This is a genomic window from Roseburia sp. AF25-13LB (assembly GCF_003478915.1).
Lineage (GTDB): Bacteria > Bacillota > Clostridia > Lachnospirales > Lachnospiraceae > Roseburia_C > Roseburia_C amylophila.
Window position 1 is genome coordinate 380,027 of sequence record NZ_QUFO01000002.1, and the last position, 25,148, is coordinate 405,174.

General features: G+C 42.1%; 20 protein-coding genes. 17 read left to right on the forward strand and 3 right to left on the reverse strand.

What is annotated here, in order from left to right:
- The first annotated feature begins 134 nt into the window (after positions 1-134).
- The 9 genes from DWY37_RS04970 (at position 135) to DWY37_RS05010 (ending at position 12,372) form a co-directional block, all read left to right on the forward strand.
- Positions 135-2,834 (forward strand): FAD-dependent oxidoreductase, encoded by a 2,700-nt coding sequence (locus DWY37_RS04970; RefSeq protein ID WP_118541342.1) that lies wholly within the window; start codon positions 135-137, stop codon positions 2,832-2,834.
- Between the two features lie 18 nt (positions 2,835-2,852).
- Positions 2,853-3,197: a hydrogenase maturation nickel metallochaperone HypA gene (locus DWY37_RS04975; protein WP_118541344.1), complete on the forward strand. Its 345-nt coding sequence runs from the start codon at positions 2,853-2,855 to the stop codon at positions 3,195-3,197.
- A 46-nt stretch (positions 3,198-3,243) separates the two neighbouring features.
- Entirely contained in the window at positions 3,244-4,293 is a 1,050-nt protein-coding gene (locus DWY37_RS04980) for a DUF5692 family protein (protein ID WP_117840600.1), read from the forward strand.
- Between the two features lie 21 nt (positions 4,294-4,314).
- On the forward strand, positions 4,315-4,977 hold the full coding sequence (hypB, locus tag DWY37_RS04985) for a hydrogenase nickel incorporation protein HypB (RefSeq protein ID WP_118541346.1): 663 nt from the start codon (positions 4,315-4,317) through the stop codon (positions 4,975-4,977).
- Between the two features lie 354 nt (positions 4,978-5,331).
- On the forward strand, positions 5,332-6,573 hold the full coding sequence (locus DWY37_RS04990; protein WP_118541348.1) for an ammonium transporter: 1,242 nt from the start codon (positions 5,332-5,334) through the stop codon (positions 6,571-6,573).
- A gap of 23 nt (positions 6,574-6,596) precedes the next feature.
- Positions 6,597-6,953 carry a P-II family nitrogen regulator gene (locus DWY37_RS04995; protein WP_022243940.1) on the forward strand — a complete coding sequence of 119 codons (357 nt, stop codon included), beginning with the start codon at positions 6,597-6,599 and terminating at the stop codon, positions 6,951-6,953.
- A 114-nt stretch (positions 6,954-7,067) separates the two neighbouring features.
- Positions 7,068-8,765 (forward strand): carbon starvation CstA family protein, encoded by a 1,698-nt coding sequence (locus DWY37_RS05000; RefSeq protein ID WP_117947833.1) that lies wholly within the window; start codon positions 7,068-7,070, stop codon positions 8,763-8,765.
- A 113-nt stretch (positions 8,766-8,878) separates the two neighbouring features.
- Positions 8,879-10,198 carry an aspartate kinase gene (locus DWY37_RS05005; RefSeq protein ID WP_117697584.1) on the forward strand — a complete coding sequence of 440 codons (1,320 nt, stop codon included), beginning with the start codon at positions 8,879-8,881 and terminating at the stop codon, positions 10,196-10,198.
- A gap of 275 nt (positions 10,199-10,473) precedes the next feature.
- Complete coding sequence (locus tag DWY37_RS05010) at positions 10,474-12,372, forward strand: diguanylate cyclase (RefSeq protein ID WP_118541350.1); 1,899 nt, start codon at positions 10,474-10,476, stop codon at positions 12,370-12,372.
- A gap of 87 nt (positions 12,373-12,459) precedes the next feature.
- On the opposite strand, the gene DWY37_RS05015 is transcribed toward DWY37_RS05010, so the two are convergent.
- Positions 12,460-12,912: a ferritin-like domain-containing protein gene (locus DWY37_RS05015; protein ID WP_117840611.1), complete on the reverse strand. Its 453-nt coding sequence runs from the start codon at positions 12,910-12,912 to the stop codon at positions 12,460-12,462.
- Between the two features lie 160 nt (positions 12,913-13,072).
- Here DWY37_RS05015 and DWY37_RS05020 point away from each other — a divergent pair, with 160 nt between their 5' ends.
- From DWY37_RS05020 to DWY37_RS05030, 3 genes are read left to right on the forward strand one after another with little or no spacing between them, the layout of a single operon-like run.
- Entirely contained in the window at positions 13,073-14,494 is a 1,422-nt protein-coding gene (locus DWY37_RS05020) for an alanine/glycine:cation symporter family protein (RefSeq protein ID WP_117840613.1), read from the forward strand.
- A 51-nt stretch (positions 14,495-14,545) separates the two neighbouring features.
- Positions 14,546-16,273, forward strand: coding sequence for an ABC transporter ATP-binding protein (locus tag DWY37_RS05025; RefSeq protein ID WP_022243946.1), 1,728 nt, complete (start codon positions 14,546-14,548; stop codon positions 16,271-16,273).
- A gap of 1 nt (position 16,274) precedes the next feature.
- Positions 16,275-18,026: an ABC transporter ATP-binding protein gene (locus DWY37_RS05030; RefSeq protein ID WP_117697594.1), complete on the forward strand. Its 1,752-nt coding sequence runs from the start codon at positions 16,275-16,277 to the stop codon at positions 18,024-18,026.
- A gap of 7 nt (positions 18,027-18,033) precedes the next feature.
- Here DWY37_RS05030 and DWY37_RS05035 read toward each other — a convergent pair whose 3' ends face one another.
- Positions 18,034-18,855, reverse strand: a complete 822-nt coding sequence (locus DWY37_RS05035) for a hypothetical protein (RefSeq protein ID WP_118541352.1) — start codon at positions 18,853-18,855, stop codon at positions 18,034-18,036.
- A 103-nt stretch (positions 18,856-18,958) separates the two neighbouring features.
- Positions 18,959-19,135 carry a DUF4250 domain-containing protein gene (locus DWY37_RS05040; RefSeq protein ID WP_117840619.1) on the reverse strand — a complete coding sequence of 59 codons (177 nt, stop codon included), beginning with the start codon at positions 19,133-19,135 and terminating at the stop codon, positions 18,959-18,961.
- A 723-nt stretch (positions 19,136-19,858) separates the two neighbouring features.
- On the opposite strand from DWY37_RS05040, the gene DWY37_RS05050 reads away from it, so the two are divergent.
- From DWY37_RS05050 to DWY37_RS05070, 5 genes are all read left to right on the forward strand, one after another.
- A complete protein-coding gene (locus DWY37_RS05050) occupies positions 19,859-20,722 on the forward strand; it encodes an amino acid ABC transporter substrate-binding protein (protein ID WP_022243951.1) in 864 nt (287 codons plus the stop codon).
- A gap of 2 nt (positions 20,723-20,724) precedes the next feature.
- The gene (locus DWY37_RS05055; RefSeq protein WP_022243952.1) at positions 20,725-21,375 is read left to right on the forward strand and encodes an amino acid ABC transporter permease; all 651 of its coding nucleotides are present in this window, start codon (positions 20,725-20,727) and stop codon (positions 21,373-21,375) included.
- A gap of 13 nt (positions 21,376-21,388) precedes the next feature.
- Entirely contained in the window at positions 21,389-22,153 is a 765-nt protein-coding gene (locus DWY37_RS05060; RefSeq protein ID WP_022243953.1) for an amino acid ABC transporter ATP-binding protein, read from the forward strand.
- A gap of 108 nt (positions 22,154-22,261) precedes the next feature.
- Positions 22,262-23,617, forward strand: coding sequence for a Trk system potassium transporter TrkA (gene trkA / locus DWY37_RS05065; protein ID WP_118541356.1), 1,356 nt, complete (start codon positions 22,262-22,264; stop codon positions 23,615-23,617).
- Positions 23,618-23,627: 10 nt separating this feature from the next.
- Positions 23,628-25,094 carry a TrkH family potassium uptake protein gene (locus DWY37_RS05070; RefSeq protein WP_117840624.1) on the forward strand — a complete coding sequence of 489 codons (1,467 nt, stop codon included), beginning with the start codon at positions 23,628-23,630 and terminating at the stop codon, positions 25,092-25,094.
- The last annotated feature ends 54 nt before the right edge of the window (positions 25,095-25,148 follow it).

Sequence of the window (25,148 nt, forward strand, 5' to 3'; positions counted from 1 at the left end):
ACTATTGTGAAAAGTGTGATAATTATTGATAAAAATAACCGGATATTGTATAATATATACAAATACTGTGATGAATCACGACAAAAAGCAACCTGTGAGGGGAGCAATACAGGTATCATACAAAGGAGGGGCACATGGCAGAACCAAGAGAATTGATTCTGAAACTCGGTCAGAAAATTACAGACCGAATCGGAGTGAAAGTTACGGAAAATGACCCGGAATACTGGGGACTTGCCGGAGTGGTAACGGATGAGATGGCAGAAGTTGCACTGGCAATGAAAGTCAGAGTACCGGCTACCGCAGCAGAAGTAGCAAAGAAATGTAAGAAGAGCGTAGAACGGACCGAAGAACTGTTAGAGCAGATGAGTGTCATCGGACTGATTGAATACAACCGGGAAAATGAAGACCATCATAAGCAGTACATACTGCCAATGTTTGTTCCGGGCTGTGCAGAATTCATGGTAATGAATAAAGAGCAGGTGGAAACACATCCGGAGATTGCAGATTTCTTTGAACAGATGTCAAAACTTCCGCTGGAGAAAGTTACACCTATGGTTCCGCTGGGTGGAGCAGGAATCGGAATGCATGTTATTCCGGTAGAAAAAGCAATCCCGGCAAACCAGCAGTCGGCAAGCGTGGAGCATATTTCCCACTGGCTCAATAAATATGATAAATATTCCGTTGGTGCATGTTCCTGCAGACGTCAGCAGCGAATCCGTGGGGAGGGAACCGGAGACTTAGAGGATGATTTGTGTATCGGTGTCGGCGACATGGCAGATTACTGTGTAGAGACCGGAAAGGGCCGTTACATTGATTATGATGAAGTAATGGAGATTCTGCAGCGTGCAGAGGATAATGGCTATGTCCATCAGATAACAAACATCGATGGTGAAGATAAAATCTTTGCAATCTGTAATTGTGCAGTTGGTGTATGTAATGCACTGCGTACATCCCAGCTTTTCAACACACCGAATATGTCACGCTCCGCATACCGTGCCAGTGTAGAGCCGGAGAAATGTGTAGCCTGCGGAAGATGCGTAGAGTACTGTCCGGCCGGAGCAGCAAAGCTTGGACAGAAACTATGTACCAGAGATGGCGGACATATCACTTATCCACAGCAGGAACTTCCGGATACTACGAAGTGGGGACCGGAGAAATGGAATCCGAATTATAAGGATGATAACCAGATTAACTGCTATGATACCGGTACTGCACCATGTAAGACAGCATGTCCGGCACATCTTCCGGTACAGGGCTATATTAAGATGGCATCCCAGGGAAGATATCTGGATGCATTAAAGCTGATTAAGACGGAGAATCCGTTCCCGGCAGTCTGTGGTGCAATCTGTAACCGCCGGTGCGAGGACGCCTGCACCAGAGGAACTATTGACCAGGCAGTTGCTATTGATGAAATCAAGAAATTCATTGCGGAACAGGAGCTCCATGCAGAGAAGCGTTATATTCCACCAATGTTGAATTATTCCGGAAAGCCTTTTGAGGAGAAGGTAGCAGTAATCGGAGCAGGACCGGCAGGGATGTCAGCCGCATTCTATTTAAAGAAAATGGGTTATCCGGTTACTGTGTTTGAAAAAGAAAAAAGACCGGGTGGTATGCTGATGAATGGTATTCCATCTTTCCGTCTGGAAAAAGATGTGATCAATGCAGAAATCGATGTGCTGCGCGAGATGGGGGTAGAATTCAAGTGCGGCGTAGAAGTTGGCGAGGACATTACCATAGCACAGCTGCGTGAACAGGGGTATAAAGCATTTTACATAGCAATTGGTGCACAGGGCGGACGTATGACCGGAGTACCGGGAGAAGACGCCGTAGGCGTAGAAACCGGAGTAGACTTCTTGCGTCGTGTCAATTTAAATGAAGAAGGCGTGAAATTATCTGGCAAGACCGTAGTAATCGGTGGAGGAAATGTAGCAGTAGACGTTGCAAGAACCGCACTTCGTACCGGATCTTCCGATGTATCCATGTTCTGTCTGGAATCAAGAGATATTATGCCGGCAGCCGATGATGAGGTGGCAGAGGCAGAAGAAGAGGGCATTGTGGTAAATAATTCCTGGGGACCAAAGGAAATCCTTACCGAGAATGGCAAAGTAACCGCAGTGGTATTCAAAAAATGTATCTCTGTACTGGATGAGAATAAACGGTTTTCACCAAAATATGACGAAGAAGAATTATTAACTGTTCCTTGTGACCAGGTATTATTATCCATTGGACAGTCCATTAAGTGGGGGGCTTTATTAGAAGGAACCAGAGTGGAATTTAATCCGAACGGAACCTTAAAGGCAGACCCGGTAACATACCAGACTGCAGAGCCGGATATCTTTACCGGTGGAGATAACTATACCGGACCAAGATTTGCTATTGATGCTATTGCAGCAGGAAAAGAAGGTTGTGTATCTATTCACCGTTTTGTCCATGAAGGACAGAGCCTTACTTTGGGACGTAACAGAAGACAATTCATTGAACTGGATAAAGACAATATTAAAGCTGAGACCTTTGACAATGCAAAACGTCAGGTGCCGGGACATAAGGCTGGAGATGCAAAGCATACCTTCCGTGATTTACGAAGCACCTTTACCGAGGAGCAGGTACAGAAGGAAGCAAACCGCTGCTTAGGCTGTGGTGCTACCGTAGTAGACCCGAATAAGTGTATCGGCTGCGGAATCTGTACAACGAAGTGCGAATTTGATGCCATCCACTTAAGCCGTGACCTGCCGGATGCAAGCCGCATGGTAAAATCAGAAGACAAGTTAAAGGCAATCTTCCCATATATGTTAAAGCGTGAGATTAAGATTAAATTCAAAGGCAGGAAGAAATAAAAAGCAGGATGTGAGTGTATGCATGAACTGGGAATTATCATTCATATTTCCAAAACATTAAAGGAAGTAGCAGAAGAAAATGAAGTGACGAAGATAGGTTCTGTTACTTTGGAAATTGGAGAAGTCAGCGGAATTGTCCCGGAATACCTTTTAGACTGCTGGGAATATTACCGGAAGAAATCGGACCTGTTATCGGAATCGGAATTGCGTATCGAGACGCTTCCGGCGGTAACCATGTGTGAACATTGCAAAAAAACTTATCCGACTGTAAAATTCGGCAGACAATGTCCGTACTGTAAGAGTGATGACACCTATCTGCTGACGGGAAATGAATGCAGTATCAAAGAAATGGAGGCCTGCTGAGGCAGGCTTTCGGATAAAATATTTATCAAAGAAAGAAGGGGTTAAAATGTTGTTTCATGTTTATGGAGGAAATGGAATTTATCAGTGGATTGCCATGCTGGCAGTCTTAGCCGGACTTATTTTATTAAATGAGTTTGCAAGAAGAACCAAGTTTGGTGGACTTATGATGTTTGGAATTATTCCGCTGGCACTTACCGTTTACTTTGTTGTAATTGCAGTATGCGCAGGACAGGGCGTAGAATGGGCAGTAAATAATCAGACACATCTTTATATGAATGGATGGTTCCATTATGCAAAACTGTATGCAGCACTTGCCGGATGTATCGGCTTTATGATGATTAAGTATGAATGGGGTATTGGAAAGAAACAGTGGTTCCGCGCATTCCCATTTGTAATCGTAGCAATTAATATTTTGATTGCAGTAGCCAGCGATTTCGAATCCGCAATCAACGGCTGGTATTCCTGGTGGTTATCTTCCGAAGATGTATGGCTTTATGGTGGCTGGCACAACGTAATGAACGGAATCGCAGGAATCTTAAATATCCTTTGCATGACAGGCTGGTGGAAAGTATATTCCTCCAAAGACAAGAAGGATATGATCTGGCCGGATATGATCTGGGTTTACATTGTAGTATATGATATCTGGAACTTTGCTTATACCTACAATTGTCTGCCAACCCACTCCTGGTTCTGTGGTGTAGCACTGCTTTTGGCACCTACTATTGCAGCATTAATCTGGAACAAGGGTGGCTGGATTATGAACCGTGCAAATACACTGGCAATCTGGTGTATGTTTGCACAGATTTTTCCACTGTTTCAGGAGACTGCTGCCGATGGAACAACCTATTATCCATGGGCAACCATTTCCAGACAGTATGCAGACGGAACGGTAAATGGCATTGTAGCAGGAACTTCGAACAATGCAGATCCGACCGCAATGACAATCGTCAGCGCACTGGCACTGATTGTAAATGCCATTGCTTTAGGATACATCATTTACAAATCTGTAAAGAATAAGAAGAATCCGTATACCAACGAAGTATTTACAGACTTCAAGTATTATAAAGATGCACTGGCAAGAGCAGATGTAAAATAGGGTATAATTGAGGAACTGGAAATGAAAGTAATTGAAGTAAAAAGAAGTATATTTGAAAATAATGATAAGGATGCGGCCAGCTTAAGAGAACAGTTAAAGGGAGAGAAAACATTTCTCTTAAATCTGATGTCTTCACCGGGAAGTGGCAAGACTTCTACCCTGGTGCCAACGGTCAATGAACTATTAAAGGACTACCGGGTAGGAGTCATGGAAGCGGATATTGATTCCGATGTAGATGCATGGACGATTGCTGATAAGACAAAGGCAAAGGTTGTGCAGCTTCATACCGGCGGTATGTGCCATCTGGATGCAGACATGACCAGACAGGGCTTGAAGGAACTTGGCACTGAGGATGTAGATATTGCTATCCTTGAAAATGTGGGGAACCTTGTCTGCCCGGCAGAATTTGATACCGGAGCAGTGAAGAATGCAATGATTTTATCCGTACCGGAAGGACACGACAAGCCATTGAAATATCCATTAATCTTTACCGTATGCGATGCACTTATTATCAATAAAATTGATGTGCTGCCATATTTTGACTTTGATATGGATAAGGTAAAGGAGTATGCATGGAAACGGAATCCGAATCTTAAGATATTCCCAATCTCCGCAAAGACCGGAGAGGGAATGGAAGTATGGTACTCCTGGCTGAAAGAAGAAGCAGATAAATGGATGAAATAAAGTATCCTTTTGGGTGAGAAAACAGCCGGAAATATCGCAAAAAAACTAATAAAAGAACAAAAAATAATTAATTGATTAAAAAATGCCCTTGCAATAGGGATAGAAAAGTGCTATAGTCCTAGCTGTAGACGAAGATGTCAAAAACACGGAAACGTGTTTTTGGCATTTTTTTTTACTTTACAGGAAATTGTTTTCCTGTAAAGTAAAAAACGCTCCGCGAGGATGCACACTGCGGCGTATAAGGCAGATATCGCAAGCGACCGCCGCAGGCACGAGAATGTGCCAAGGCACATGCTTTGCTCCGTGCGCTACTCGCATAAAGAGTTTCTCAAGTGAAAAGAAGGAGGATTAGATATGAATACTGGAGATACAGCCTTTATGCTGATTGCAACAGCACTTGTGTTTTTTATGACACCGGGACTTGCATTTTTCTATGGAGGTCTTGTACGAAGAAAGAATGTATGTAACACGATGATGGCATGTGTGGCAATCATGGGATTGTCGGTAGTGCTTTGGACACTGTTTGGTTATTCCCTTGCATTTGGTGGCAATCACGGAGGTATCATCGGAGATTTCCGTTGGATAGCCTTGAATGGTGTAGGCTGGGAGGCAGGACCTTATGCAGATACCATTCCACATCTTGTATTCTGTGCATTTCAGATGATGTTTGCCATGATTACACCGGCACTGATTACCGGTTCCTTAGTAGGAAGAATGAAGTTTAAGGCACTGTTTCTCTTTGTAACACTATGGTCCTTTGTTGTATATTATCCACTGGCACATATGGTCTGGGGAGAAGGTGGACTTTTAGCAGCGATTGGCTCTGTTGATTTCGCCGGAGGAGATGTGGTACATATCAGTTCCGGAGTCAGTGCATTGGTTCTGGCAATCATACTTGGAAGAAGACGTGGCTATGAGCAGGTAACTTATCGGATTCATAATATTCCGTTTGTTGTATTGGGAGCATCCCTTTTATGGTTTGGCTGGTTTGGATTTAATGCAGGAAGTGCACTGGCAGCCGATGGACTGGCAGCCCATGCATTTATGACATCTGCAATTTCAGCAGCAGCAGCCTTATTATCCTGGATGTTTATTGATGTTGTAAAAGAAGGAAAGCCAACCCTGGTAGGCGCATCCACCGGACTTGTAGTAGGACTTGTGGCAATTACACCGGGTGCAGGATTTGTTCCAATCTGGTCAGCATTTATTATCGGAGCTTTGGTCAGCCCGATTTGTTACTTCGGAGTTGCACTTATTAAGAAAAAACTGAAAATTGATGATGCGCTGGATGCATTTGGATGCCATGGAATCGGCGGTATCTGGGGTGGAATTGCCACCGGAATTTTTGCACAGAAATCCATTAACAGTACTGCAAAATGGGATGGTCTGGTGTTTGGAGATTACCGTCTTTTCCTGGCACAGCTGGAAGGAATTTTAATTACCATTGTAATTGCAGTGGCTGGTACCCTGCTTTGTGTAGCAGTGGTAAGAATCTTTACTCCACTTCGTGTGAGCTTAAAAGAAGAACAGCTTGGACTGGATGTAACACAGCATGGAGAAAATGCTTACCCAAGCTTCAACGGATTAGACCAGTAGGATAGAAAAGGAGATAATCAGATATGATGATTAAAATAGATGCAATTGTGCGGGAAGAAAAATTCGAAGATGTAAAAGCAGCATTAAATGCCATCGGAGTCAACGGTATTACGGTATCGCAGGTTATGGGCTGTGGTGTGCAGAGAGGATATAAAGAAATCGTCCGGGGCATGGAAGTGGCAGTGCAGATGCTTCCGAAAATCAAATTTGAAATCGTAGTATCTTCCGAAGAATGGGAACAGAAAACCATCGAAGCCATACAGAAGGCAGCCTTTACCGGGGAGGTCGGCGATGGCAAAATCTTCAGCTATGAGATTCGCTCTGCCCAGAAAATCCGTACCGGAGAGACCGGCTATGACGCATTACAGAGCAACGATTAAAGGAAGGATAGATTAAAAAAGTAATACAAAATTGATTAAATTTAGACCTTGACATTAAATTTAAAAGGGAGTAAAAACAATAATTAAATAATTCATATGAGGAGGAAATTGAAAATGAATGGTTTAGTTATTGTATTAATAGCCATCGTATTGTTGGCTGCCGGTTATTTACTTTATGGACGCTGGCTGGCTAAGAAATGGGGAATCGACCCGAAAGCTGAAACCCCTGCAGTAAAATATGAAGACGGAGAGGACTTTGTTCCTTCATCCAGATTTACCGTATTCTCACATCAGTTCTCATCTATCGCTGGTGCAGGCCCTGTAACGGGACCAATCCTTGCCAGTGTGTTCGGATGGGTACCTGTATTCTTATGGATAGTAGTTGGTGGATTGTTCTTCGGAGCAGTACAGGACTTCGGTGCTCTGTACGCATCAGTTAAGAATGAGGGAAAATCCATGGGTATGATTATTGAAAAGTACATCGGTAAGATGGGAAGAAAACTTTTCATGTTATTCTGCTGGTTATTTACCCTTCTGGTAATCGCAGCATTTACAGATATGGTTGCCGGAACCTTCAATGCATATCCGGCAGGTGATGGTAATGCTGTATATGCTAACGGTGCAGCAGCAACCGTTTCCATGTTATTTATTGGTGTTGCAGTTATCCTTGGTATTATCTTAAAGAAAGCACCAAAGATGAACGAAATCGTAAAAGGTATTGTTGCAATTGCATTAATCGTAGTAATGTTTGCAGTAGGTATGAAACTTCCAATCTATACCAATAAGACCATGTGGATCTACATTATCATGATTTACTTATTCTTGGCATCGGTACTTCCAATGTGGCTTTTGATGCAGCCAAGAGATTATATGACAACCTTTATGCTTCTTGGTATGATTATCGGCGCAGTTGTTGGTGTAGTAGTTGCACATCCTGCAATGCAGTTAAATGCATTTAACGGATTCGTTTTAACCGGAGCAGACGGAAGTAAATCCTATCTGTTCCCGACCTTATTTGTAACCATTGCCTGCGGTGCTGTTTCCGGATTCCACAGTCTGGTATCTTCTGAGACATCATCTAAGACCATCCGCAATGAAAAAGATATGCCTATGGTTGGTTATGGCGCAATGGTAGTAGAGTCATTACTTGGAATTATCGTATTGGTCGTTGTTGGTGCAGTAGCTGTAAATGGTACAAAACCAGATGGAACACCATTTGCAATCTTCTCATCCGGTGTTGCTGGCTTCCTTGAGATGTTAGGTGTACCAAATGATGTGGCAACTGTATTTATGACCATGTGTGTATCTGCATTAGCACTTACTTCACTGGATTCTGTAGCACGTATCGGACGAATGTCCTTCCAGGAATTATTCTATGAGGATACAACAGACCCTGCAAAAATGGGTGGTGTCCGCAAAGTATTAACCAATAAATATTTTGCAACAATCGTAACCTTATTCTTTGGATACTTATTAACACTGGGCGGATACAACAATGTATGGCCGCTGTTTGGTTCCGCAAACCAGTTGCTTGCAGCACTTGTTCTGATTGCACTGGCTGTATTCTTAAAGACTACCGGACGTACCGGCTGGACGCTGTATGTACCAATGGTAAGCATGCTGGCAGTAACCTTTACTGCACTGGTTCAGAAATTCATTGCACTGGTAAGCAATGTAATGAATGGAACTGCAGTATTCTTAGTAGATGGTTTGCAGCTCATTGTTGCAGTTCTTCTGATGGTATTAGGTGTTATGGTAGCAGCAAGCTGCTTTACCAAACTGTTAAAGACCAAAAAACAGGAAGAAGCATAAATTGAATAGAAATTAAATTGAAATTTTTAAATGGAAATTACATTTACTTCTTTTCAAATGGGGAAAAATAAGATACAATCTTGAGTTATGAGATAGTAAAGGAGCAAATGACGATGATTAAGGTAGTTAAATTTGGTGGAAGTTCACTTGCAAGTGCAACACAGTTTGCAAAAGTAGGCAGGATTATCACATCAGACCCGGAACGCCGCTATGTTGTACCAAGTGCACCGGGAAAACGAAATTCCAAAGATACCAAGGTAACGGATATGTTATATGCATGTTATGCTCTGGCGGAAAATGATGAGGATTTCGATAAGGAATTAAAAAAGATTGCAGAACGTTATGATTCCATTATTAACGGACTGAACTTAAAGCTTTCTCTGAAAGATGAGTTTGAAGTAATTGCGAAGAACTTTGCAGCTAAGGCAGGTTCTGATTATGCAGCTTCCAGAGGCGAATATTTAAATGGAATTGTAATGTCGAACTATTTAGGCTATGAATTTGTAGATGCGGCAGAAGTAATCTTCTTTGATAAAGATGGTAACTTTGATGCAGACAAGACGGATAAAGTGTTGAGCAAACGTCTTTCCAAGGTTGAACGTGCTGTAGTTCCTGGATTTTATGGTTCCATGCCGGACGGAAGTGTTAAGACCTTCTCCAGAGGCGGCTCTGACATTACAGGATCTATTGTTGCAAAGGCTGTACATGCAACAGCATATGAGAACTGGACGGATGTTTCCGGTTTCCTGATTGCAGACCCAAGAATTATTGACAATCCGGAACCAATTAAAGTAATTACATACCGTGAGTTAAGAGAGCTTTCCTACATGGGAGCAAGCGTATTACATGAAGATGCAGTATTCCCGGTTCGTAAAGCCGGTATTCCAATCAACATCCGTAATACCAATGCACCGGAAGATGAGGGAACATGGATTGTGGAAACAACCTGTCACCAGTCCAAATATACCATTACCGGTATTGCCGGAAAGAAAGGCTTCGTATCTGTAAATATTGATAAAGATATGATGAATTCAGAAGTTGGTTTTGGACGTAAAGTGCTTTCTGCATTTGAAGAAAACGGTATTAACTTTGAACATATGCCATCTGGTATTGATACCATGACCGTATTTGTACATCAGCCGGAATTTGAAGGCAAGGAACAGGCAGTTGTATCTGCAATTCACCGCCTTGCAAAGCCGGACAGCGTAGAATTAGAGTCTAACATCGCCCTGATTGCAGTTGTAGGACGCGGTATGCGTTCCACCAGAGGAACATCCGGAAGAATCTTCTCAGCACTGGCACATGCAAATGTCAATGTTAAGATGATTGACCAGGGGTCATCTGAGTTAAATATTATCATTGGAGTAAGTAATTCTGATTTTGAAAATGCCATCAAGGCAATTTACGATATTTTCGTAACAACGCAGTTATAAGAAAACTGAAGAAAATATATAAAGAAGATGTAGAAAAAGAGACCTGTTATTTTGCAGGTCTTTTTTGCTTTACAGGAAATTGCTTTCCTGTAAAGTAAAAAACGCTCCGTGAGGATGCACACTGCGGCGTATAAGGTAGATGCCGCAAGCGACCGTCGCAGGCACGAGAATGTGGGATAAATGTCTGGTAAATAAATTTAAAGAGTTTCATAAAAAGCAGGTGGAAAGTCGGAATATTTGTGGTAAAATAAAAGAAATATGCTGGAGGGAACATAATGGAAGAACTGGGTAATATTGCAGTCTTTTTAGCTGGATGGAATAGTGAATATCAGACCAGATTAATCAATGGTATTATTCGTAAGGCAAAGGAAGCAAACTATGCAATCTCTATTTTTACCTGTCAGGCAGGGAGTGAGATTTCGGACAAGCATGTGCTTGGAGAAAATAAAATATATTCGCTGGCTAATCTTTCGCGTTTTGATGGCGTAATTTTTGCGACCAATACAATTTGGGAGAAAACAACAAAAGAGGAAATTATTCGAAGAATACATCACGCTGGCATTCCTGCAGTAAGCTTTGAGGAAAAGGTAGAAGGCTTAAGCCTGATTGGAATAGATAATTATAAGGCAATGCGGGAGATGATAGAGCATGTTGACAGTCATGGCTATCATCCAATTCATTTTGTAGCTGCAAATGCAACAAATGAAGAGAGTAATATCCGCCAGAAGGCATTTGAAGATTTTGTGGAAGAAAAGAACTATTCAACAGAAGATTATACGGTATGGCATGGGGATTTTTCCTTTGACAGTGGCGTACAGGTAGTGGATGCCATGGAAGAGGCTGGAAAGATACCACGGGCACTTTGCTGTGTCAATGATGAGATGGCATTAGGCGCCTGCAACCGTTTGAAACAGTTGGGATATCAGGTGCCACAGGACATAGCAGTAACAGGATTTGATGGCTCTTATGATACCCAGCGCTATATTCCGGGAATTACTACGGTAGACAGACCAAAGGAGACACTGGGATATACCGCTATGCAGTTACTTTTGCAGGAAATTGAGACAGGGAAGAAGCAGGAGCTGATTTTATCTTCACGTGTTGCAGTGCATGAAAGCTGTGGCTGTGTTTTAGAGGATAAAAAGCGCGTGGTATCTGCGATAGAAACGTTATACCTTGAAAAAAAAGAAAATGAAAAATATACTTATCAGATACGCAATATGGAAGATGAGATGATGGAGTGTGAATCATTGGATGAATTAATCTTCTGTATCCGCCAGAATATTGGGAAGTTTACGACAGAGGATGTATATCTGTGCCTGAATAAGAGTATTTATTATGAGATGACCGGCCGTGGTAACAGCATTTTACGCAACCGCACAATTACCCGGGATTATGAAAACAAGATATACATAACCAAATTAAATAATGAGGACGGCATGCCGGAATTTTATTCTTTTACCAGTGAGCAGATGTTCCCGGCAATGTGGAATGGCAGAGGTTCAGGGGAATATCTCTATATGCCGGTTCATTTCAGGGATAATTGCCTGGGATATATGATACTGACCGGTACATTGGATACAAAACATATTCCGAATTATTATGTCTGGATTCGTAATATCAGTAATGCATTGGAAAAGTTAAAGAATGTATCAGAACTTCGGAATGCTGCCCGTAACATTGATAATATGGCAGTCCGCGACAGCCTGACAGGAGTTTATAACCGGATGGGAATCAACCGTTTTGTGGTAGATATGGTAAAACAGGCAAATACCAGCAGACGTCGATTGTTATTTATCTTTGCTGATATGGACGGGTTAAAGAAAATCAATGATGAGTTTGGTCATGAAGCGGGTGACCAGGCAATCTGCCTTGCAGCAGAGGCGTTGCAGGAGGCGTTCTGTGAAAAGGAACTGATTATCCGTTATGGAGGGGACGAATTCTTAGTGGTTTCTGATGCTTTATGCTGGGAACAGGCTGAAGAAAAGAAAGCTCAGATAACAGCCTTGTTAAAGCAGTGGCAGAGGGATGAGAAGCTGCCGTACCGTCTGTCTATGAGTATTGGTTATTACCAGAAGGAGCCGGATACCGAGGCATCCATGGAACAGTATATTAACTGGGCAGATGAGCGAATGTATGAGATGAAATGTAAGAACCGTGAGCAGCGAAAATAAATAATAAGTATAAAAAGCATGAAAGGCATTGGAGCAGAAAAATTTCCTGTTCCGATGCCTTTTTGACAGTTGCAATGCATCTGCAGGTTAAGCCATCTGATTTGCAGTTTTATAACGGTAAATCATTTCTGCATGCTGCTGTTCTTCCGTCTGGATATGGTTTAAAATCTGACGGACTTTTGGAGAAGCAAAGCTGAATAAATCGTTGTTGTATGCGGAAGATACATACTTTTCACTGGAAATGGAATCGCTGCACAATAATGCATCGTGCTTCTTGTCGGCATTTTCACTGGATGCATGGTAAGCAGCGTTTGGCTGATAGTTCTTCGGGGCAGCTATACCAACATCAGGCGTATCACCGGAAAGCAGACTGCTGATGGTGTCATAGTGTTCTGCTTCTTCTTTCTGAATGACCTCAAATAACTGTTTTAATTCAGGGTCTTTTGCTTCGCTGCTGTAAAAGGCATATTTGTCGCGGCAAAGTTCTTCCTGCTGTTTTAAATCATTTAACAGCATAGTCTCTTGTTCGGTTAAAATCATTTTGTCATCACCTCATCCGTAATATAACCCGAAAGGAGTATTTTTATACAAATTATGCGAAAAAAAAGATAGAATTATTGATTGCACTTGATAACTGTGCTATGCTAAAGTGTATTTAACAATTTAAATTGGAATCAAAAGAGAATAGGAGCGAACAAAAATGTTAGACCAGATTAACAGCATTCTTGGTAAAATTGATAATTTTGTCTGGGGTGTACCACTTATTGTATTGATCCTTCTGGTGGGAATTTTTCTTACCATCCGCCTGAAGGGACTTCAGATTAGAAAATTACCATTAGCAGTAAAATATTTGTTTGAAAATGAAAAGAGTGGCGAATCCGGCGAAGTATCCAGTTTTGCAGCACTTTGCACTGCATTATCAGCAACCATAGGAACCGGAAATATTGTCGGAGTAGCAACTGCATTGGTAGAAGGTGGACCGGGTGCGTTATTCTGGATGTGGATAGCAGCACTGGTTGGAACTGCCACAAAATATAGTGAGTGTCTACTGGCAATCAAGTACCGTGTGGTGGCAGAAGATGGTCATATCATCGGCGGACCATTCTATTATATTGAAAATGGAATGGGATCAAAGTGGAAATGGCTTGGAAAATTATTTGCCTTCTTTGGTGTGGGCGTAGGTTTATTCGGAATTGGAACTTTTACACAGATTAATGGTATTACCAGTGCAGTAAAGGGCTTCTTTGACCCGGATACCACATGGACAGTTGACCTCTTTGGAAGAACTTATTCCTGGACTGTAATTATTGCAGGTATTATTCTTACCATCTGTGTGGCACTTGTTATCATCGGTGGAATTAAGAGAATTTCTACAGTATCACAGGTCATTGTACCATTTATGGCACTGACTTATGTGGTTGTTGTATTAATTATTATTGTGATGCATATTACAGAGGTTCCAGCAGCATTTGCAACCATTATAAAGAGTGCCTTTGGATTTAAGGCGGTAGCCGGTGGTGCAATGGGAAGTATTATTGTAGCAATGCAGAAAGGTATTGCCCGTGGTATTTTCTCAAATGAAGCAGGACTTGGTAGTGCACCAATCGCGGCTGCAGCAGCCCAGACCGATTATCCGGTAAAACAGGGACTGGTTTCCATGCTTGGAACTGTAATTGATACACTGATTATCTGTACCATGACAGGTCTTGCAATCGTACTTACCGGTGCATGGGACATGGGCTTGGAAGGTGTTGCTGTTACAACCAAGGCATTCCAGCTCGGACTTCCGTTCCCAAATCAGGTAGCATCCTTTATCCTGATGGTATGTCTGGTATTCTTTGCATTTACCACAATCTTAGGATGGGATTATTACAGTGAGCGCTGTCTGGAGTATCTGACCGGACATAAGAAGGCTGTTGTAAAAGCATACCGCTGGTTATACATCTTAGCGGTATTTATCGGACCGTTTATGACAGTATCTGCTGTATGGACCATTGCAGATATTTTCAACGGACTGATGGCTCTGCCGAACCTGATTGCAGTTACTGCATTGAGCGGTGTGGTTGTGGCTGAAACCAAAGTTTATATGGATGGATTAAAAAAAGATAAGATTCAGCCATAGAAAGATAGGAAAAAGGGAATATTAGATGATCACTAATTAGGAGCAGGTACAGTGAGAAAGTTATTGCGTTTTTTAAAGGATTACAAAAAAGAGAGCATTTTAAGTCCATTATTTAAATTATTAGAGGCATCCTTTGAATTGTTTGTGCCTTTGGTTATGGCAGCAATCATTGATACCGGTATTGGCAATAAAGATGGCGGATTCATCTTGAAAATGTGTGGAATCTTGATTTTGCTGGCATTAGTGGGACTGACCTGTTCCATTACTGCACAGTATTTTGCAGCAAAAGCGGCAGTAGGTTTTGCAACTAAGGTACGTCATGCATTATTTGACCATATTCAGAAATTGTCCTATACAGAGATGGATACCGCAGGAACGGATACCATGATTACCAGAATGACCAGTGATATCAATCAGGCACAGTCCGGTGTCAATATGGTACTCCGTCTGTTTTTGCGTTCTCCTTTTATTGTATTTGGTGCCATGATTATGGCATTTACCATTGACGTAAAGGCAGCGCTTATCTTTGTGGTAACGATTCCTGTTTTATCCGTTGTGGTATTTGGAATTATGATAATTACAATTCCGTTGTTCCGCCGGGTGCAGGCATCTTTAGATAAAGTCCTTGGAGTAACAAGGGAGAATCTGACCGGAAGCCGTGTTATCCGTGCCTTTAATAAAGAGCAGGAAGAAATTGCAGATTTTGATGAGAGTAATGAGAGGCTGACGGATGTACAGCTCTTCGTAGGAAAAATTTCAGCATTGATGAATCCGCTTACCTATATTATCATCAACGTGGCACTGGTTATTCTTATCTGGACAGGTGCAATTCAGGTAAATATCGGAAAGATTTCACAGGGTGAAGTAGTAGCACTGGTAAACTATATGTCCCAGATTCTGGTGGAATTAGTAAAGCTTGCAAACCTGATTATTACGGTAACCAAGGCAATTGCCTGTGGAAACCGCGTGCAGAGTATTTTTGAGATGGAGACTTCCATGGTGGATGGAAATGGAAGCAAAAAGGAAGATACCGGATATACCGTAGAATTCCGCAATGTTTCCATGCGTTATAAAGGTGCCGGAGCAGATACCTTAACCGGCATTGATTTTAAAGCAAAGCCAGGAGATACCATTGGTATTATCGGTGGAACCGGTTCCGGGAAGTCCTCTGTGGTCAATCTGATTCCTCGTTTCTATGATGTCACGGAGGGACAGGTTATGGTAGATGGCATGGATGTTCGGGAATATAAGATTACGGATTTAAGAGATAAGATTGGTATTGTGCCGCAGAAAGCAGTGCTGTTTGCGGGAACCGTCCGAAGCAATCTTGCCTGGGGCAAAGAGGATGCGACGGAAGAAGAGATGCAGCAGGCACTTTCCGTTGCACAGGCAGCAGAAGTTGTAGATAAGAAAGACGGTAAGCTGGATGCGGAAGTAGAACAGGGTGGAAAGAATTTCTCCGGTGGACAAAAGCAGCGTCTTACAATTGCCAGAGCACTGGTAAAACAGCCGGAAATCCTTATCATGGACGACAGCTCATCTGCACTGGATTATGCTACCGATGCTAAACTGCGTCAGGCAATTCATAATATGCCAAACCGTCCGACCGTATTTATCGTATCACAGCGTGCCGCATCCATTATGTATGCCGATAAGATTATCGTATTAGATGATGGAACTGTTGCAGGAACCGGCACCCATGAAGAATTGTTAAAGGATTGCAGCGTATATCAGGAAATCTATTATTCGCAGTTTAAGAGGACGGAAGGAGGACACTGATATGAAAAAGGAATCAAGACAGAAGGAAACCCTTGGAAGAATCCTTAAGTATATGAAAAAGTACTGGTTATTCTTAGGTTTGTCCATTGCATTAGCGGTGCTCAGTGTAATTTTAACCTTATACATTCCGATTCTTACCGGAGATGCCATTGATTATATCGTAGACAAAGGAAAAGTGGATTTTACTTATATTACACCGATCCTTAAGAAAATGGTGGTAGTCATTCTGATTACGGCAGCTGCCCAGTGGATTATGAATGTCTGCAACAATAAGATGACTTATAATATTGTCCGGGATATCCGTAAGGATGCTATCCGCAAAATAGAGATTCTTCCACTGAAATATTTAGACGCTCATTCCTACGGTGAAATAGTCAGCCGCGTAATTGCGGATGTAGACCAGTTCGCAGACGGACTTCTGATGGGTTTTACCCAGTTGTTTACCGGTGTGGTAACAATTGTCGGAACATTAGGCTTTATGTTGAGCGTCAATGTAAAGATTACGGCAGTGGTAGTATTTTTAACACCGTTGTCTTTTGTGGTAGCAGGATTCATTGCAAAGAAAACATTCTCCATGTTTAAGCTGCAGTCGGAAACAAGAGGAGAGCAGACTGCTTTAATCGATGAAATGATTGGAAACCAGAAAATTGTCCAGGCATTTTCCCATGAAGATGAGGCGTTGGAAAGTTTCGATGAAATTAATGGAAGACTGGAAAAATATTCCCTTCGTGCCTTATTCTTTTCCAGCATTACCAATCCGAGTACCCGTTTTATCAATGCGTTAGTTTATGCAGGTGTTGGCGTGTTTGGCGCAGTTTCAGCTATCCATGGTGGAATCAGTGTTGGGCAGTTATCCTGTTTCTTAAGTTATGCAAATCAGTATACGAAGCCTTTTAATGAGATTTCCGGTGTCGTAACTGAGTTACAGAATGCACTGGCTTGTGCAGCAAGAGTATTTGAGCTGATTGATGAAGAGGCACAGGTACCGGATGCAGAAGATGCAGTGGTATTAGAGGAAGTAAAGGGAGATGTGGATTTAGAGCATGTTTACTTCTCTTATGAGCCGGGGCAGAAGCTGATTGAGGATTTTAATCTCCATGTCAATCCGGGTGAGCGTGTGGCAATTGTCGGACCGACCGGATGCGGTAAGACAACATTGATTAATCTTCTGATGCGGTTCTATGATGTCAACAGCGGAATCATCCGTGTCAGCGGCGTGCCGGTTAAAGATATGACAAGAAGCAGCCTGCGCAGCAGCTATGGTATGGTATTGCAGGAAACCTGGTTAAAGGAGGGAACCATTCGTGAGAACATCTGTATGGGAAAACCGGATGCTACCGATGAAGAAATCATGGAGGCAGCAAAAGCTTCCCATGCCCATAATTTTATCAAACGTCTGCCCAAGGGCTATGATACGGTAATTGCAGAGGACGGTGGCAATCTTTCCCAGGGACAGAAACAGCTTCTTTGCATTGCCAGAGTTATGCTTTGCCTGCCGCCAATGCTGATTTTGGATGAAGCAACTTCATCGATTGACACACGAACTGAGATGAAGATTCAGGAAGCTTTTGGCCGGATGATGAAGGGAAGAACCAGTTTTATCGTTGCCCATCGTCTGTCTACCATTGAAGAGGCAGACATTATTCTGGTTATGAAAGACGGACATATTATCGAACAGGGCAATCATGAAGAACTGCTTCGGAAGAATGGCTTCTATGCAGCCCTTTATAACAGCCAGTTCGTACAGTCATAGAATTGATTTATAGTGTTACATGTTGTAACAGCATTTCGTACGTTACCCCAAGTTCCGGATTAAAATTCCATGGAACGAGAGCTGCCTGGCAGCCGGGGTAACGTTTTTTGATGTCTAAAATGCATTCCATGGCGCCGATTACGGGAGAATCATTAAGGGAAGAAGTCCGTTCATTTCCAAAGAAAGCGTCTTTCCCGGTAGAAAGCAAAATGGTATCATTAACCCGTTTTACAATCTCATCGGTCTGGGAGGCAATATATTCCGTTACCCGTTCGTCCTGCCAGTGACAGGCTTCTGCAATGGTATCCCAGATCCACGCAGCCATATTATTAAGCTGGCTGTGAAGACCAAAAGCTACAGAATAATCAAAAGCATGGCTGCCATAGCGTATGACATGCTTTTTGGCTTTCTCATAAGTCTGATGCAGAAATGCCAGTGCCGTACTGACCGGAAACTCCGTATCGATGGAAGCACCAAAAAGCTTTTTCTGCTCAAAGAGTGTATCACAGAAATTCTCGTAGTCACTGCCGTATAAACCGGTAAGATTGCATTCGTCAAGGTGAATGGTAGGATAAGTTTCCAGTTGATAGCGTTTAAGAGCCTGTTTCATGGCAGGAAGATTATTATCAATTAAAGTAATCGATGAAAAGTGTCCGGCAAGGAGTGACAAGTCCCAGTCGTTACAGCAGCCAGCACCAAAGATGGCAAGAGTACTGTCAGCAGCAGTAGATGCAATCAGATAGTTGCTGATGGCATTGCGATACTCTGCCCAGTCTTCATAGGCGTGGGGCAGAAATTGTTTTTGCAAGAGGTCTTCGTAAAGTGACATGGGATACTCCTTTCATTATGTGTATCGGAACGGTTGGTATAAATGTGGTTATTTTTGATGCTGAGAGGGAAAATGTCCTCCCTACCGCCACAACAGACCATATTTATACAAACTGGTTTGTCTTCTCGTCATATTCATAGTCGATGGCGGAAAGCTTATTGCAAAGCTCGTTCCTCGAAAGATTTAAGGCAGAGCAGAGTTCATCCAAGGTAGGGTAGAAATCCCGAAGCTGTGTATTGATGTAACTTAATAACATGACTGGGTCATTTGGTATATTCATGGTGTAATATCTCCTTTTATCATTGATTGCATAGGTGCTTGCGAAAGGGGGAGAGGATTTCCTGATAAAAAAGTTTTAAGGCATTCGTGGCACATTTGATTTTAAGATGATGAAATGCCACAGTTCTAAGTAGTCCATTTTTCTTTTTCGGATAAAAACAGTCTTTTCCATGTTTAACAGAATATTGGTACTGTCCGTCAAAGTACGGATGCCTTTTAAGGGCTGTTAGGGGCACTTGGGATTTCGTCTGGCAACAGGCAACGCTGGTACAGGGATGTACCAGCGAGGCACATTTGAACATGGATGTGAATTTGTGCCGGTTGCCAGATGAAATCAGAATTATGCCGAAATTCCTAGTGCCCCTTGCAGACATTATGTGGCATCCGCTTTTGACGGACAGTGCCGATATTCTGTCAAAGCAAGTGAAAAGACAGTTTATAATAAAGAAAAATGGACTACTAAGAACAGTTGGCATTTCACATCCAAAAAAATCAAACGTACATCGAATGCCACAAAATTTCTTTATCCTTAAAATCTCTCCCCATTCGCAAGCACCTATGGATTATTCAGGTATATGCCCAATTTTAGTCTAAAATTTATCGGCTGACAACCTGAAATTAATATAGAAAATGATTTACATTACTGATTTATCATGGTAGTATACTAAAGTGATGGAAAAAGAACTTAATAAAAAGAAGTTACAAAAAGAGGAGGAACTCTATTATGAAGAAGAAAATGTTGACTGTTTTACTGGCAGCTGCAATGACCGTGTCACTGGCTGGCTGTGGAAGTAAGGATGCAGATAAAAAAGACAATGCATCTGTCCAGAATACTGAAAATGCAAAGAGCGACAATGGTTCAGACCGTACCCAGTTTGTTGTAGGATTTGACGCAGAATTTCCACCATATGGCTATATGGATGAGGATGGAGATTATACCGGATTTGACCTTGAACTGGCACAGGAAGTATGCGATCGTAACGGATGGGAACTGGTAAAGAAACCAATTAACTGGGATTCAAAAGATATGGAATTAGAGTCAGGTTCCATTGACTGTATCTGGAACGGATTTACCATGAACGGAAGAGAAGATGATTATACATTCTCTGATCCATATGTAGACAACAGTATCGTTGTAGTTGTTGCAAAAGATTCGGATATTAATAAATTATCAGATCTGGCAGGAAAAGTAGTAGACGTCCAGGCTGATTCTTCAGGACTTGCAGCATTACAGGGAGATGATGCAACCGATGAAAATAAAGAGCTGACTGCATCTTTTGCTGAACTTCAGCAGGTAGCTGATTACAATACTGCATTTATGAACTTGGAGTCCGGTGCTGTAGATGCAGTAGTATTGGATATCGGAGTAGCAAAATACCAGATGTCATCCAGAGGAGATGCTTTCCGTATGTTGGATGAGCAGGTGTCCAGCGAGCAGTATGCAATCGGATTTAAAAAAGGTAATACAGAGTTAAAAGACCAGGTTCAGAAGACCTTGGATGAGATGGTAAAAGATGGAACATTTACTACTATCGTAAATAACTACACAGATTATAATTTACCAGAAATGGTTTGCTTAGGAGAATAGATATGTCATTTATTGCTGTAGCACAGCAGCTGGGTTCCGGTATGCTGGCATCACTTTCTATATTTGTATTAACATTGGTATTTTCACTGCCGTTAGGACTTTTAGTGGCATTTGGAAGAAAGTCACGGATTAAGCCGGTGCAGTGGCTTGTAAAATTATACATATCCATTATGCGTGGAACTCCGCTGATGCTTCAGCTTTTGGTGGTGTATTTCGGACCATATTACCTATTTGGAATCCGAATCTCCAAAGAGTATAGCTTTTATGCAACAATCATTGGTTTCTCCATTAATTATGCGGCATATTTCGCAGAGATTTATCGTGCAGGAATCGAAGGAATCCCGGTAGGACAGTATGAAGCAGCCAAAGTATTAGGATACTCTAAGGCACAGACCTTCTGTAAAATCATTTTCCCGCAGATGGTAAAACGCGTGGTGCCGCCGGTAACCAATGAAGTTATTACACTGGTAAAAGATACTTCCATGGCATTTGTACTGGCTTATGCAGAAATGTTTACCATTGCAAAACAGATTGCGGCCCGTGTCAGCAGCATCATGCCATTGTTTGTAGCAGGACTTTTCTACTACATCTTTAACTTTGTAGTGGCATTTATCATGGAACGAATTGAAAAGAAACTGAGTTATTATAAGTAAGGAGAGGAAAAGAATGAAGCTGTTAGAGATAAAGAATGTAAAGAAAAGCTTTGGGGCTGTAGATGTACTTCATGATATTTCACTCTCCGTGGAACAGGGTGAGGTTGTAGCAATTATCGGTCCTTCCGGTTCCGGTAAATCAACACTGCTGCGTTGTGCCACACTTCTTGAGACAATGGATGAAGGAGAACTGGTTTATCTCGGTGAGCATGCGGTGTCAACCGGTGCGGATGGAAAATCCCAGTATGTGGGAAACGCAGAATTAAAAAAGATTCAGGGATATTTCGGACTGGTATTTCAGAACTTTAATCTGTTTCCACATTATTCCGTGTTAAAGAATCTGATGGATGCACCGGTACATGTGCAGAAGCGGAATAAAGAAGAAGTAAAGAAAGAAGCAATGGAGCTTCTTGAAAAAATGGGGTTATCCGATAAGGCAGACTGCTATCCATGCCAGCTTTCTGGTGGACAGCAGCAGAGAGTTGCCATTGCAAGAGCGTTAGCACTTCATCCACAGATTTTATTCTTCGATGAGCCAACCTCCGCATTAGATCCGGAGCTTACCGGAGAAATCTTAAAAGTAATCCGTCAGCTGGCAAGTGAGCATATGACCATGGTAATTGTAACTCATGAGATGGCATTTGCCAGAGATGTGGCTGACCGTGTCATTTTTATGGATGGCGGTTATATTATTGAACAGGGTGACCCGAAGGAAGTAATCGAGCATCCGAAAGAAGAGAGAACAAAGCAGTTCCTGGCAAGATTTGCCCAGAATTAGGATTGGGTAAAACCGGGATTGCATTATTTATAAAGTCTGCTATAATTCGTCATAGGTATTTGCTTCAGCGACCAATAAATATGTATGAGAACAAGCATAGGAGAAGCTATGAAGATAATTATAGTGGGCTGTGGTAATGTAGGTGCAACACTTGCAGAACAGCTTAGTAAAGAAAAACATGATATTACAGTAATTGATACCAGACAGCAGGCTGTAGAGGCAGTGACCAATGTATGTGATGTAATGGGAATTATTGGAAATGGTGCAAGTTTTAATGCACAGACAGATGCAGGGATTGCAGATGCAGACCTTATGATTGCAGTGACAGGTTCAGATGAACTGAATCTTTTATGCTGTCTGATCGCAAAAAAAGCAGGAGGCTGCCATACGATAGCAAGAGTCAGCAATCCTGTATACAGTAGAGAAATAGGTTTTATTAAAGAGGAATTAGGGTTGTCCATGATTATCAATCCACAGCTTGCAGCAGCACGCGAAATGGCGAGACTGCTGAAATTCCCTTCCGCGCTCAAAGTGGATTCATTTGCCAAGAGCCGGGTGGAATTAGTCAACTACCGGATTGAGGAGGACAACCCTCTTTGTAATATGCAACTTAAGGATATGGGAAGCAGACTGCATTGTGACGTACTGATAGCAGTGGTTGAGCGTGGAGATGAAGTATATATTCCGGATGGTAATTTTGAGTTGAAAGCCAGGGATGAGATTTCTATTGTAGGAACACCGGCTAAAACCATTGAATTCTTTAAGAAACTGGGTGTGCCTACTTCTTCTGCGAGTGATGCACTGATTGTCGGTGGCGGAAGAACTTCTGTTTATCTTGCAAAGCAGCTTTTGGAAATGGGTATCCGTGTCAAAATTGTAGAGCGTGATGAAGAACGCTGCGAAGAATTAAATGAAATGGTTCCAAAGGCGATGATTATCTGTGGTGATGCAACAGATAAAGACCTTTTAATCGAAGAGGGATTGTTAGAGACAGAAGCCTTTGTGGCAACCACTAATTTTGATGAAGAGAATATCATGCTGGCATTGTTTGCAAAGAGTTTATCTTCTGCAAAACTGATTACTAAAGTTCATCGTATTTCTTATGATGATATTATTGACCAGTTAGATGTAGGAAGTATTATTTATCCGAAATTCATTACTTCTGAGAGTATTATCAAGTATGTACGTGCCATGAAAAACTCCATGGGAAGTAATATTGAGACATTGTACAAGCTGAATGATAACCGGGTAGAAGCACTGGAATTTTTAATTAAAGAGGGTTCTCCGGTGGTTGGAATTCCGCTGCAGGATCTTCGCTTGAAACCTAAGATGCTGATTGGATGTATCACCCATAAAGGAAAAGTGACCATTCCAAAAGGACAGAGTGTAATTGAAGTGGGAGATACGGTAATTCTTGTTACCACGACGACAGGGTTACATGATATCCGGGATGCATTAAGGTAGGAGGCTTGTCATGAATTATTCCATGATTCGATACATATTAAGCAGTGTTATATGCTTCGAGGGAATCTTTCTTCTGCTTCCGGCAGCAACAGCAGGTATTTATCAGGAAAAGGAAGGCTTTTTATATCTGATTACCGGACTTGCCTGTATGCTGATTGGGTTTTGGGGCAGAAGAAGAAAACCGAAGAGCAGTGTATTTTATTCAAAAGAAGGATTTGCAGCAGTTGCATTAAGCTGGATAATCCTCAGTCTGATTGGCGCATTGCCAATGTATTTAACCGGAGAATTTCCATCTTATATTGATGCGTTATTTGAGACAATTTCCGGCTTTACGACAACAGGCTCAAGTATCTTAAGTGATGTAGAGGCACTTTCCCGTGGAACAGCTTTCTGGCGTTGCTTTACCCACTGGATTGGTGGTATGGGTGTGCTGGTATTTATTATGGCAGTCATGCCCCTTTCCGACAGTTCCAGCATGCATCTGATGCGTGCAGAAAGCCCGGGACCATCTGTTGGAAAACTGGTTCCAAAGGTAAAGAGTACCGCAATGATTCTCTATGGAATCTATGTAGTCTTTACGGTGATTGAGATTATTGCACTGCTAATAGCAGGAATGCCACTCTTTGATTCCATGACATTGACCTTTGGTACCGTGGGAACCGGTGGATTTGGACTATTAAACAGCAGTATTGCATCATACAGTACAGCGGTGCAGATTATCATTACGGTATTTATGATTATCTGTTCCATCAATTTTACTGTATATTATATGTTTTTGATTAAGCGGCCGAAGGAAGCACTGATGTGTGAGGAAATGCGTTACTATCTTTTGATCGTATTCGGTTCGGCACTGCTTATTGCATTTAATATCAGAGCCAGCTTTGCTTCTTTTGGAAAAGCATTCCAGCAGGCAATCTTTCAGGTGGCATCTGTTATCAGTACTACAGGATTTGCCACGGCAGATTTTAATCTCTGGCCGGAATTTTCAAGAACGATTCTGGTGCTTTTAATGTTTGTCGGAGCCTGTGCCGGAAGTACCGGCGGTGGAATTAAGGTTTCCCGTCTCATTATTATGGTAAAATCTGTCCGCAATGAAATTATGTCTGTGACCCATCCAAGAAGTGTGCAGAAGGTACATATGGACGGAAGACGAATACCGGATAATGTGGTAAAGACTGTGTTATGCTATCTGGCAGGCTATGTTGTTATTCTTATCGTATCAGTGTTGTTAATCAGTCTTGATAATTTTGATATGACAACGAACTTTACAGCAGTTATGGCAACCTTTAATAATGTCGGACCGGGACTTAACAGGGTAGGACCGACCGGTAACTTTGGTGGGTTCAGTGTTTTATCCAAGCTGGTATTGATGTTTGACATGCTGGTTGGACGATTGGAATTATTCCCGATGTTAGTGATTTTTGCACCGGGTTTATGGCGGATTCATCCTCACCGCCATGTTGGCAAAGTTCAGTAAATCTTAATAAATAATAAGGAATCCCTCCTTTGCCTGTATGCTATAATGTGTTTG

Excerpts from the sequence above, each read along its gene's own strand:
- hypB (WP_118541346.1), top strand. The coding sequence starts at position 4,315 with ATGAAAGTAATTGAAGTAAAAAGAAGTATATTTGAAAATAATGATAAG.
- DWY37_RS04970 (WP_118541342.1), top strand. The coding sequence starts at position 135 with ATGGCAGAACCAAGAGAATTGATTCTGAAACTCGGTCAGAAAATTACA.
- trkA (WP_118541356.1), top strand. The coding sequence starts at position 22,262 with ATGAAGATAATTATAGTGGGCTGTGGTAATGTAGGTGCAACACTTGCA.
- DWY37_RS05040 (WP_117840619.1), bottom strand. The coding sequence starts at position 19,135 with ATGAATATACCAAATGACCCAGTCATGTTATTAAGTTACATCAATACA.
- DWY37_RS05010 (WP_118541350.1), top strand. The coding sequence starts at position 10,474 with ATGGAAGAACTGGGTAATATTGCAGTCTTTTTAGCTGGATGGAATAGT.
- DWY37_RS05060 (WP_022243953.1), top strand. The coding sequence starts at position 21,389 with ATGAAGCTGTTAGAGATAAAGAATGTAAAGAAAAGCTTTGGGGCTGTA.
- DWY37_RS05030 (WP_117697594.1), top strand. The coding sequence starts at position 16,275 with ATGAAAAAGGAATCAAGACAGAAGGAAACCCTTGGAAGAATCCTTAAG.
- DWY37_RS04975 (WP_118541344.1), top strand. The coding sequence starts at position 2,853 with ATGCATGAACTGGGAATTATCATTCATATTTCCAAAACATTAAAGGAA.
- DWY37_RS05005 (WP_117697584.1), top strand. The coding sequence starts at position 8,879 with ATGATTAAGGTAGTTAAATTTGGTGGAAGTTCACTTGCAAGTGCAACA.
- DWY37_RS05020 (WP_117840613.1), top strand. The coding sequence starts at position 13,073 with ATGTTAGACCAGATTAACAGCATTCTTGGTAAAATTGATAATTTTGTC.
- DWY37_RS05035 (WP_118541352.1), bottom strand. The coding sequence starts at position 18,855 with ATGTCACTTTACGAAGACCTCTTGCAAAAACAATTTCTGCCCCACGCC.
- DWY37_RS05015 (WP_117840611.1), bottom strand. The coding sequence starts at position 12,912 with ATGATTTTAACCGAACAAGAGACTATGCTGTTAAATGATTTAAAACAG.
- DWY37_RS04980 (WP_117840600.1), top strand. The coding sequence starts at position 3,244 with ATGTTGTTTCATGTTTATGGAGGAAATGGAATTTATCAGTGGATTGCC.
- DWY37_RS05070 (WP_117840624.1), top strand. The coding sequence starts at position 23,628 with ATGAATTATTCCATGATTCGATACATATTAAGCAGTGTTATATGCTTC.
- DWY37_RS05050 (WP_022243951.1), top strand. The coding sequence starts at position 19,859 with ATGAAGAAGAAAATGTTGACTGTTTTACTGGCAGCTGCAATGACCGTG.
- DWY37_RS05055 (WP_022243952.1), top strand. The coding sequence starts at position 20,725 with ATGTCATTTATTGCTGTAGCACAGCAGCTGGGTTCCGGTATGCTGGCA.
- DWY37_RS05000 (WP_117947833.1), top strand. The coding sequence starts at position 7,068 with ATGAATGGTTTAGTTATTGTATTAATAGCCATCGTATTGTTGGCTGCC.
- DWY37_RS04990 (WP_118541348.1), top strand. The coding sequence starts at position 5,332 with ATGAATACTGGAGATACAGCCTTTATGCTGATTGCAACAGCACTTGTG.
- DWY37_RS04995 (WP_022243940.1), top strand. The coding sequence starts at position 6,597 with ATGATGATTAAAATAGATGCAATTGTGCGGGAAGAAAAATTCGAAGAT.